We start from the raw sequence: 9314 nt of genomic DNA on the forward strand, positions 1-9314 counted from the left end.
TCAGACTCGCGTCAGTTCGCGTTCTTCGTCGCCGGGGGTGCCGAGTTCGCGGACCAGGCCTTCGCCCTCGACGTCGACGTTCGGCAGGATCCGGTCGAGCCACTTCGGCAGCCACCACGCGCCGCGGCCGAGCAGGGACATCACCGCGGGCACGATGGTCATCCGGATCACGAACGCGTCCACCAGCACGCCGAAGGCCAGCGCGAACCCGATCGACTGGATCAGCGTCGACTCGGCCAGCACGAACCCGGCGAACACCGAGATCATGATCAGCGCCGCCGCCACGACGACCCGCGCCCCGTGCCGGAACCCGGTCACCATCGCCTCCTGCGGCTCGGCGCCGTGCACGTGCTCCTCGCGCATCCGGGTCACCAGGAACACCTGATAGTCCATCGCGAGCCCGAACAGGACGCCGATCAGCAGGATCGGCAGCATGCTCATGATCGGGCCGGTCGAGGCGACGCCGAGCAGGTCGGTGAGCCAGCCCCACTGGAACACCGCGACCACCGCGCCGAACGTCGCGACCACCGAGCCGAGGAACCCGAGCGTCGCCTTCAGCGGCACCACGACCGACCGGAACACCAGCATCAGCAACAGGAACGCCAGCCCGACGATCAGCGCGAGATAGGGCAGCATCGCATCGGACAGCTTCTGCGACACGTCGATGTTGGCCGCGGTCTGGCCGGTCACCGCGAGGCTGCCGCCGGTGTTTTCCTGCAGCGGACCGGATTGCGCGCGGATCGCGGACACGAGGTCTTCGGTCTGCGTGCTGCTCGGGCCGCTCTTCGGGATCACGGTGAGCACCGCGGTGTCGCCGGCGGGGTTGACCTTCGGCGGTGTCACGGCGGCGACGTCCGGCAGCTTGCCGATGTCCGCGGCGGCCTGCGTCAGCGCGGCCTGGTTGTGGTTCGGGCCGGTGTCGACGACGACCAGCAGCGGTCCGTTCGCGCCCTCGCCGAAGCCCTTGCTGACCAGGTCGTACGCCTTGCGCTGAGTGGTCTCCGGCGCGGCGGTCGAGTCGTTGGGCAGGCCGAGCTGCATGCTCAGCGCGGGGATCGCGACCACGGCCAGCCCGACGAGCGCGGCCAGCAGCACCGGAACCCGGTGCCGCGCAACGAAACGCGCCCAGCGTTCACCGTGCGTCGGACCCTCGGTGCGGCGGCGCACCCGGATCTTGCTGCTGCCGACCCGAGCGCCGGCGAAGCCGAGCACCGCAGGCAGCAGCGTCAACGCGATCAGCACAGCCACCACGACCGTCGCCGCCGCGGCGACGCCCATCTGGCCGAGGAACGGAATCCCGACCACCGTCAGCCCGGCGAGCGCGATGATCACCGTCAGCCCGGCGAACACCACGGCGGAACCCGCGGTGCCGACAGCGCGGCCAGCCGCCTCTTCGGGCTCCCGGCCTTCGGCTAGCTCATGCCGGTAACGGGAGACGATGAAGAGCGCGTAGTCGATGCCCACCGCGAGCCCGATCATCAACGCCAGCACCGGAGTGTTCGAGTTCAGCTCCAGCGAACCCGACGCCAGCATGATGCCCGCCATCCCGACACCGACCCCGACCAGCGCGGTCAGCAACGGAATCCCGGCGGCCAGCAGCGAGCCGAAGGTGATGATCAGCACGACCGCCGCGACCGCGACGCCGAGCCCTTCGGTGGCCCCGGTCGCCGGGATGCCCTGCACCGCGTCGCCGCCGTACTCGACCTGATAGCCCAGCTGCTTAGCGTGCTCGCCCGTGGCGAGCAGCGCGTCCCGGTCGGAGTCGCTGAGTTCGAAGCCCTTGACCTGGTAGCTCACCTGCGCGAGCGCGAGCTTGCCGTCGGGGGACACGGACTTGGCCTGGAACGGGTCGACGACCGCGGCCACCTTCGGCGCGGACTTCAGCTTGCCGACCACGGACTCGACGGCCGCCTGGCCCGCCGGATCGGTGATCTTCTGCCCGTCCGGCGCGGCGATCGCGACGCGCGCGGTGCCGCCGCCCGCCGCCGCCTGCGGGAAGTGCTCGGCCAGCCGGTCGATCGCCTGCTGCGATTCGGTGCCCGGGATGGTCACCGAATCGGACAGCTTGCCCGACAGCGTGAGCGCGCCCGCGCCCAACGCCGCGAGTACAAGCGCCCAGACCGCCGCCACGAGGGCCCGGCGGCGGAACGACAGCCTGCCGAGCCGGTACAGGAAGGGTGCCACGAGTCGTCTCCGTTTCGCGCCCGAAGCGGGCTCTCCGCACTGGAATCGCCCTTTCGAAGCTAGCCAATCGGCAAGGAGCTGCCAAGCCGATCGGCTAGGATGTGACTAGCCGCACGGCAAGTTTCGGACTAGTCGCCCGGCTAGTACCATGACGTGCTGCGGAGCCGCGCACTCCGCTCGACGAGGAGGGCGCGATGACGACCGTCGAACCGGCCGCGGACACCCGGACCAGGCTGCTCGCCACCGCGCTGCGGCTGTTCGCGGAGCACGGCGTGGAAGGCACGTCGCTGCAGATGATCGCGGACGAGCTGGGCGTCACGAAGGCCGCGGTGTACTACCACTTCAAGACGAAGGCGGAGATCACCGAGGCGGTCGCGGAACCGGGCATCCGGGAGCTGGACGAGCTGGTCGTCGAGGCGGCGAAGCACCGGCGGCACGGCGAGCGCGTGGACCACCTGCTGATCGGTTTCGTCGACCTCGTGGTGCGGCACCGGGTGCTGGTCGCGCTGTTCTCCAGCGACCCCGGCATCGACGCGGCGCTCGCGAAATCGGCGCACGGCGTCGAAGGGCTCAAGCAGGCGCTGATCTCGATCGTGGCCGGCCCGGAACCGGACGTCACCGCCCGCGTGTCGGCGATGGTGGCGTTCGTCGGCATCGCGATGGTCGGCGGGGAGCCCGATCTGGCCGAGGTGGACGACGAGACCCTGAGCCGGGAGCTGCTCGGGGCGGCGAGGAAGCTGCTCGGCAGGCCGCGCCGCCGGGTCAGCTGATCTCAATTGCTGAGAACGTCGTTGCAGTATCTGGGAATGATCTCTTAACCTCGAACCATGCCTTCGGACGATGCCTACGGGCAGGGTCACGCGGAAAGCGTTGTGCGGTCTCAGCATTGGCGCACCGTCGGCAATTCGGCGGCCTACCTCGCGGCTGAGCTGCGTCCCGGGCGCAGTGTGCTGGACGTCGGCTGCGGCCCCGGGACGATCACGGTCGACATCGCCCGCCGGGTGGCCCCTGGCGAGGTTCTCGGCATCGACCTGTCGGAAGCAGTCCTGGAGCAGGCGCGGGCCCACGCGGAGCGTGAAGGGGTGGCCAACGTCCGGTTCGAGCGCGCCGACATCACGACGGCCGCGGACCTCGGCCGGTTCGACATCGTGCACGCGCACCAGGTGCTGCTGCACCTGACCGAACCGGTGGAAGCGTTGCGGCGCATGCTGAAGCTGGCCAAACCCGGCGGTGTGGTCGCCGCCCGCGACACCGATTACGCGGCGGCGTTCTGGTGGCCGGCGGACCCGCGGCTGGACCGGTGGCTGGAGGTGTACCGCGCGGTCGCGCACGGCAACGGCGCGGAGCCGGACGCCGGGCGCAGGCTGCTGGCCTGGGCACGCGCCGCCGATGCCCGCGACGTCACGCCGAGCGCCTCCATCTGGTGTCACTCCACGCCGGAGGAACGCGCGTGGTGGGGCGGCATGTGGGCGGACCGGATCCTGAACTCCCGGATCGCCGAGCAGGCCGTGGAAGGCGGGCACGCGTCCGCGCAAGACCTCCGCGACATCTCCGAGGCGTGGCGCGCGTGGGCGGCCGACCCGGACGGCTGGTTCGCGATCCCGCACGGGGAAATCCTGTGCCGCGTCGCCGAATCCGGCTGAGCGTTCCTGCTGAGGTCCGTGAGGGGAACCCTGAGGGAATCAGAGTCCGCGAGGGTTCCCCTCACGGACCTTTCCAGCCCAGGCTGAGCGTCACTCGGGCGCGGACAGAAACTCCGCCGGCACCGCCGCGGTAAGCCACACACCGTTGTCGCTGACCTGAAACGCATGCCCACGCGCGGCCATTTCCCCGGCCGCGACCGTCAGCACCACCGGTTTCCCGTGCCGCGCGCCGACCTTCCGCGCCGTCTCACGGGTGGCCGACAGATGCACCGCGTGCCGCTTCATCGGCCGCAGCCCCTCGGCCCAGATCGACGGCAGGAACCGCGTCGCCGTGCCGTGGAAGAGGGTTTCCGGCGGCGGCGCGTCCGACAGTTCCAGATCGACGCGGACGCTGTGCCCCTGGCTGGCGCGGATCAACGTCCCCGTCTCGTCGAAGGCGAACCGCTGTTTCGCGCAGTTCGCGACGACCTCGTCCAGCTCCGCGCGGCTCACCGGGAACCGGTTCCGGGCCAGCGCCGCCAGCAGGTCGGCGACCGGGACCCACCCGCCGGGAGCGAGGGTCAGCCCGAGCCCGCCAGGATCGTGGCGCAGGTGCCGGGACAGCCGTTTCGATACTCGTATTCGATATTTCTCGTTCATTGCTGCCGGTAGTAACCCACACCGGAGCGCTGGCGCGCAACGGAATTCAGATGCCGCCCTCCATGACCGGGCGCAGTTTGCTGGCACCGGGGCCGAAGCGGGCCAGCTCGTCGTCCGCGTTGTACAGGCCGCAGCTGCGCAGCGACAGGCAGCCGCAGCCGACGCAGCCGGTCAGCCGGTCCCGCAGCCGCTGCAGCGCGTCGATCCGGGCGTCGAGTTCGGTCTGCCATTCGCGCGACAGCCGGGCCCAGTCCGCCTTCGTCGGCGCGTGGTCCGCCGGGAGCGTCTCCAGCGCCGCGCTGATGTCCTCCAGCGACAGCCCAACCCGCTGCGCCGCGCGGATGAACGCGATCCGGCGCAGCACCGAACGCGAATAGCGGCGCTGATTGCCCGCCGAGCGCTCCGAGGCGATCAGGCCGCGTTCCTCGTAGAACCGCAGCGCGGTGTGCGGCACCCCGCTGCGTTCCGCGACCTGCCCGATGCTCAGCTTGTCCGCCAACCTCGTCATTGGTCCAGGTTAGCGCTTGACCTTCAGCTTGGTCGAGGTTGCATCGTCGAGACCATGACCACCACACCCGCGCCGGGCTACGCGGACCTGCCCCGGCTGATCGCGCTGATGACCGGCGACGACAAACACCACGCGGCCGCGGAGTCCACAGTGGACGTCCTGTGGGTGCTGTTCGACCGCGTCCTGCGGCTCGGCCCGGAGACCGCCCGCAAGCCGGGGCGCGACCGGTTCCTGCTGTCCAAGGGGCACGGGCCGATGGCGTACTACGCGGTGCTCGTCGCGAAGGGCTGGCTGGCCGAGGACGAACTGGCCGACTGGAGTTCGGCGCGTTCGCGGCTCGGCCACCATCCCGACCGCGTCCGCGCGCCCGGCGTCGAGATCTCCAGCGGCTCGCTCGGGCACGGCCTGCCGATCGCCGTCGGCGCCGCGCTCGGCCTGCGCGCCCGCCGGTTCAGCTCGCGCATCGTCACGCTGATCGGCGACGCCGAACTCGACGAGGGCTCCAACCACGAGGCGATCGTCGTCGCCGGGCGGCTCGGGCTCGAAAAGCTGACCGCGGTGGTCGTGGACAACCAGTCCTCGACGCACGGCTGGCCGGGCGGCATCGCCCGCCGCTTCGAAACGGAGGGCTGGGCCGTGCGCACGGTGTCCGGCCGGGACCACGAAGCGCTGTACGACGCGTTCACCACCCCCCATCCCGGACGGCCGCTCGCCGTGGTCGCCGTCGTGGAACCGAAAGGCGCGCACTGATGCCGAACATGCGGGACACCTTCCTGTCCACCGCGGAGGAAATCGTCAACACCGACCCGGACGTGGCCGTCGTGCTCGCCGACATTTCGGCCGCGTCGCTCGCCGAGGCCGCGCGACGGCATCCGGACCGGGTGATCAACGTCGGGATCCGCGAGCAGCTGCTCGTGAGCACCGGAGCCGGCCTCGCGCTCGCCGGGCTGCGGCCGATCGTGCACACCTTCAACGCGTTCCTCGTGGAGCGCGCGTTCGAACAGATCAAATTGGACCTCAGCCACCAGAACCTCGGCGCGGTGCTGGTGTCCTACGGCGCCTCCTACGACATGCCCGCGGAAGGCCGCACGCACCAGGCTCCCGGGGACGTCGCGCTGATCGATTCCCTGCCGGGCTGGTACGTGCACGTGCCGGGGCATCCCGACGAGGCCCGGCGGCTGCTGTTCGATTCGGTGCCGGGGGACAGCCGGACGTACCTGCGCCTGTCCGCGCAGGAGAATTCCGAACCGCACCTCGGCATCGGGCTCCAGCTCATCCGGGAGGGCACGCGCGGCGTGGTGATCGCGGTCGGCCCGATGCTCGACCGCGTGCTGCGGGCGACCGCGGGCATGGACGTGACGGTGCTCTACACCTCGACGGTGCGCCCGTTCGACGCCGAAGGATTGCGTGCGGCGACGACCGGCGTGGCCGATGTGGCGTTGGTCGAGCCGTATCTCAAGGGCACTTCCGCGCACTGCGTCACCGACGCGCTGGCGGACCGGCCGCACCGGCTGCTGACGCTGGGCACCCGCCGGGACACCGAGGTGCGGATCTACGGGACGCTCGCCGACCACGATCTCGTGCACGGGCTGGACGCCGGTTCGATCGCCTTGTCCCTCAAGGAATTTTTCACCGGCTGAGGCGGCATCCCGGCAACGGGCAACCGCCCGGGGTCACCAGCCGCCGTCGACGCGCCGCACGGGGTTCGCCGTGCGCGCGGTCGACCGGCGCGCGAGGTCGACCTCGGCGCGGGTCTTCTGGAGCGGGATGGTCAGCTCCCTGAACTGCGGGAACGGCACGCTGTCGATGTCTTCCCGCCATGCTTGGAACATCCGGCAGAGCAGATCGGACTCGGACATCTCGTCCTCTTTCCGGGTCCGGGGGCGCCGGCGGCGCCGCACGAGGTCGGGTAGGTACCCATTCGGGGCGGGAACGAAACGGGAGGGGAACGGAAATCTCCGGGGGACTACGCTCCGGGATGTGTCTCGTGTGGTGATCCTCGATTACGGCTCCGGAAACCTCCGCTCCGCCGAACGCGCCGTCGCGCGCGCGGGCGCCGAGGTGGAAGTGACCGCCGACCCGCAGGCCGCGCTGGAAGCCGACGGCCTCGTGGTGCCCGGCGTCGGCGCGTTCTCCGCGTGCATGAGCGGGCTGCTGAGCGTGCACGGGCAGCGGATCATCGGCAAGCGGCTCGCGGGCGGGAGGCCGGTGCTGGGCATCTGCGTCGGCATGCAGATCCTGTTCTCCCGCGGCGTCGAGCACGGCGAGGAGACCGAGGGCACCGGCGAATGGCCGGGCACCGTCGAGCGGCTGCACGCGGACGTCCTTCCGCACATGGGCTGGAACACCGTCCGCCCGCCCGCCGATTCGCGGCTGTTCGCCGGGATCGACTCCGAGGAGCGGTTCTACTTCGTGCACTCCTACGCCGCGCGGACCTGGGAGCTGGACTCCGGCCTCGCCGGCCAGCAGCCGAAGGTGACCTGGTCGAACCACGGCGAGGATTTCGTCGCGGCGGTGGAGAACGGGCCGCTGTGGGCGACCCAGTTCCACCCGGAGAAGTCGGGGGACGCGGGGGCGCAGCTGCTGCGGAACTGGCTCGGCACGCTCGGGTAGCGGTGCGCGCGGTGCTCCTGGGCGGCGCGCCCGGGATCGGCAAGTCCGCGGTAGCGCGGGCGCTGCTGAAACTCGCCGAATCCGGGCCCGGCCTGGTCCAATGGGCCGACGTCGACGCGCTGTGGCTGCACCAGCCGTGGCGGGTCGACGACCGGATGAAGGCGATGGTGCAAGCGAACTTGCGCGCGGTGGCCGCGAACGCCGCCGAAGCGGGCGTCGATGTGCTGCTCATCACCTGGGTGTTCCAGTCGGCGGAGATGCGGCAGCTCGTCACCGCACTGCTCCCGCCGGGTACGCCGACGATTTCGGTGCAGCTGCGCGGAAACCGCGACACGTGGCAGCAGCGCTTCGCCGCGGACCAGGCCCGGCCGGAGATCGACGCGTTCTTCCGTGCGCGCTACGAAGCGGCTCAAACCACGCCTGCGGACCATTTCGTCGACACCGACCACCGCGACGTCCGCGAGGTCGCGCGCCGGGTCGCGGCGGCCGCCGGGCTGGGCGCGGATCCCCCGGACGGTGCGCCGGAGCCCGCCGCTTAGGCTGTGCGCGTGACTTTCACGCTCCTTCCCGCAGTTGATGTTGCCGACGGCCAGGCGGTCCGACTCGTCCAGGGCGAGGCGGGCACCGAGACCTCCTACGGCAGCCCGCTCGAAGCGGCCCTGCAGTGGCAGCGCGACGGCGCCGAGTGGATCCATCTGGTGGACCTCGACGCGGCGTTCGGCAAGGGCAGCAACCGCGAGCTGCTGGCCGACGTCGTCAAGCGGCTCGACGTGCAGGTGGAGCTGTCCGGCGGCATCCGCGACGACGCTTCGCTCGAGGCGGCGCTCGCGACCGGCGCGCGCCGGGTCAACCTCGGCACTGCGGCGCTCGAGGACCCGGACTGGACCGCGAAGGTCGTCTCCGAATACGGCGACCGCGTCGCGATCGGGCTCGACGTGCGGATCACCGAGGCCGGCCACCGGCTGTCCGCGCGCGGCTGGACGTCCGACGGCGGCGACCTGTGGGAGGTCCTGGAGCGGCTCGACCGCGACGGGGCCAGCCGGTACGTCGTCACCGACGTGAGCAAGGACGGCACGCTGCGCGGCCCGAACCTGGAGCTGCTGCGCGAGGTCGCCGCCCGCACCGACGCGCCGGTGATCGCCTCCGGCGGAGTGTCCAGTGTGGACGATCTGCGCGCGCTGGCCGGGCTGGCCCCGGACGGCGTCGAGGGCTCGATCGTGGGGAAGGCGCTGTACGCGGGCGCGTTCACCCTGCCGGAGGCGCTCGCGGCGGTCCGCTGAGCCGCGGGCGGACGGTTACCCGCGAGGTAATCGACTCCACGCACCGGAGCGGACAGGATTGCCTGGCGGACAACGAAATCCGCCAGCCGACCCGAGGAGCCGGACATGCCCGCTTACGTCATCGCCCACCTGCGCCAGCCCGGAACCGCGGACGACGAGGTCTACGAGTACCTGGAGCGGATCCAGGCGACGCTCGACCCGTTCGAGGGCCGTTTCCTGATCCACGGCGGACGCACCCGCGTGCTGGAAGGCTCGTGGCCGGGCGGGACCGTCATGCTCGAATTCCCGGACTTCGCCGCCGCCGAGGCGTGGTACGCGTCGGCGGCCTACCGCGAGATCCTTCGCCTGCGCACCGACCACATGGTGGGCGACGTGATCCTGGCCGAGGGCTGCGGCCCGGACCACGATTCGGCCGCGATGGCCGCTGAGCTCCGCGCGGCCGGGTAG

Annotated in this window: 12 protein-coding genes; 8 read left to right on the top strand and 4 right to left on the bottom strand. The window is 71.2% G+C overall.

Translation table 11 applies throughout. The annotated features are described in order from the left end of the window. Positions 1 to 2184 carry an MMPL family transporter gene (locus ACFSVL_RS41160; protein ID WP_378312693.1) on the bottom strand — a complete coding sequence of 728 codons (2184 nt, stop codon included), beginning with the start codon at positions 2182 to 2184 and terminating at the stop codon, positions 1 to 3. 194 nt (positions 2185 to 2378) lie between these two features. On the opposite strand from ACFSVL_RS41160, the gene ACFSVL_RS41165 reads away from it, so the two are divergent. Together ACFSVL_RS41165 and ACFSVL_RS41170 are read left to right on the top strand one after the other, a co-directional pair. Then, positions 2379 to 2954, top strand: a complete 576-nt coding sequence (locus tag ACFSVL_RS41165; RefSeq protein ID WP_378312694.1) for a TetR/AcrR family transcriptional regulator — start codon at positions 2379 to 2381, stop codon at positions 2952 to 2954. Between the two features lie 57 nt (positions 2955 to 3011). Next, positions 3012 to 3827 carry a class I SAM-dependent methyltransferase gene (locus ACFSVL_RS41170; RefSeq protein ID WP_378312696.1) on the top strand — a complete coding sequence of 272 codons (816 nt, stop codon included), beginning with the start codon at positions 3012 to 3014 and terminating at the stop codon, positions 3825 to 3827. A 90-nt stretch (positions 3828 to 3917) separates the two neighbouring features. Here the strand turns inward: ACFSVL_RS41170 and ACFSVL_RS41175 are convergent, their stop codons facing one another. Together ACFSVL_RS41175 and soxR are read right to left on the bottom strand one after the other, a co-directional pair. Beyond that, positions 3918 to 4466: an RNA 2'-phosphotransferase gene (locus ACFSVL_RS41175; RefSeq protein WP_378312697.1), complete on the bottom strand. Its 549-nt coding sequence runs from the start codon at positions 4464 to 4466 to the stop codon at positions 3918 to 3920. 46 nt (positions 4467 to 4512) lie between these two features. Then, on the bottom strand, positions 4513 to 4974 hold the full coding sequence (gene soxR / locus ACFSVL_RS41180) for a redox-sensitive transcriptional activator SoxR (protein ID WP_378312699.1): 462 nt from the start codon (positions 4972 to 4974) through the stop codon (positions 4513 to 4515). Between the two features lie 54 nt (positions 4975 to 5028). Between soxR and ACFSVL_RS41185 the strand changes: the two genes are divergently transcribed. Beyond that, positions 5029 to 5724 (top strand): thiamine pyrophosphate-dependent enzyme, encoded by a 696-nt coding sequence (locus ACFSVL_RS41185; RefSeq protein ID WP_378312700.1) that lies wholly within the window; start codon positions 5029 to 5031, stop codon positions 5722 to 5724. Next, a complete protein-coding gene (locus ACFSVL_RS41190; RefSeq protein WP_378312702.1) occupies positions 5724 to 6614 on the top strand; it encodes a transketolase family protein in 891 nt (296 codons plus the stop codon). The genes ACFSVL_RS41185 and ACFSVL_RS41190 overlap by 1 nt, the downstream gene beginning before the upstream one ends. 33 nt (positions 6615 to 6647) lie before the next feature. Here the strand turns inward: ACFSVL_RS41190 and ACFSVL_RS41195 are convergent, their stop codons facing one another. Further along, on the bottom strand, positions 6648 to 6833 hold the full coding sequence (locus ACFSVL_RS41195; RefSeq protein ID WP_378312704.1) for a hypothetical protein: 186 nt from the start codon (positions 6831 to 6833) through the stop codon (positions 6648 to 6650). A gap of 130 nt (positions 6834 to 6963) precedes the next feature. Between ACFSVL_RS41195 and hisH the strand changes: the two genes are divergently transcribed. The 4 genes from hisH (at position 6964) to ACFSVL_RS41215 (ending at position 9314) form a co-directional block, all read left to right on the top strand. Then, positions 6964 to 7587, top strand: a complete 624-nt coding sequence (gene hisH / locus ACFSVL_RS41200; protein WP_378313192.1) for an imidazole glycerol phosphate synthase subunit HisH — start codon at positions 6964 to 6966, stop codon at positions 7585 to 7587. Positions 7588 to 7589: 2 nt separating this feature from the next. Beyond that, positions 7590 to 8126, top strand: a complete 537-nt coding sequence (locus tag ACFSVL_RS41205) for a hypothetical protein (RefSeq protein ID WP_378312705.1) — start codon at positions 7590 to 7592, stop codon at positions 8124 to 8126. A 9-nt stretch (positions 8127 to 8135) separates the two neighbouring features. Beyond that, the gene (gene priA / locus ACFSVL_RS41210) at positions 8136 to 8867 is read left to right on the top strand and encodes a bifunctional 1-(5-phosphoribosyl)-5-((5-phosphoribosylamino)methylideneamino)imidazole-4-carboxamide isomerase/phosphoribosylanthranilate isomerase PriA (RefSeq protein ID WP_378312706.1); all 732 of its coding nucleotides are present in this window, start codon (positions 8136 to 8138) and stop codon (positions 8865 to 8867) included. A 105-nt stretch (positions 8868 to 8972) separates the two neighbouring features. Next, complete coding sequence (locus tag ACFSVL_RS41215) at positions 8973 to 9314, top strand: DUF1330 domain-containing protein (protein WP_378312708.1); 342 nt, start codon at positions 8973 to 8975, stop codon at positions 9312 to 9314.

It is taken from the genome of Amycolatopsis silviterrae (assembly GCF_042684085.1).
GTDB classification, from domain to species: domain Bacteria; phylum Actinomycetota; class Actinomycetes; order Mycobacteriales; family Pseudonocardiaceae; genus Amycolatopsis; species Amycolatopsis silviterrae.

Excerpts from the sequence above, each read along its gene's own strand:
- ACFSVL_RS41190 (WP_378312702.1), top strand. The coding sequence starts at position 5,724 with ATGCCGAACATGCGGGACACCTTCCTGTCCACCGCGGAGGAAATCGTC.
- ACFSVL_RS41195 (WP_378312704.1), bottom strand. The coding sequence starts at position 6,833 with ATGTCCGAGTCCGATCTGCTCTGCCGGATGTTCCAAGCATGGCGGGAA.
- ACFSVL_RS41165 (WP_378312694.1), top strand. The coding sequence starts at position 2,379 with ATGACGACCGTCGAACCGGCCGCGGACACCCGGACCAGGCTGCTCGCC.
- ACFSVL_RS41170 (WP_378312696.1), top strand. The coding sequence starts at position 3,012 with ATGCCTTCGGACGATGCCTACGGGCAGGGTCACGCGGAAAGCGTTGTG.
- soxR (WP_378312699.1), bottom strand. The coding sequence starts at position 4,974 with ATGACGAGGTTGGCGGACAAGCTGAGCATCGGGCAGGTCGCGGAACGC.
- ACFSVL_RS41215 (WP_378312708.1), top strand. The coding sequence starts at position 8,973 with ATGCCCGCTTACGTCATCGCCCACCTGCGCCAGCCCGGAACCGCGGAC.
- ACFSVL_RS41185 (WP_378312700.1), top strand. The coding sequence starts at position 5,029 with ATGACCACCACACCCGCGCCGGGCTACGCGGACCTGCCCCGGCTGATC.
- ACFSVL_RS41175 (WP_378312697.1), bottom strand. The coding sequence starts at position 4,466 with ATGAACGAGAAATATCGAATACGAGTATCGAAACGGCTGTCCCGGCAC.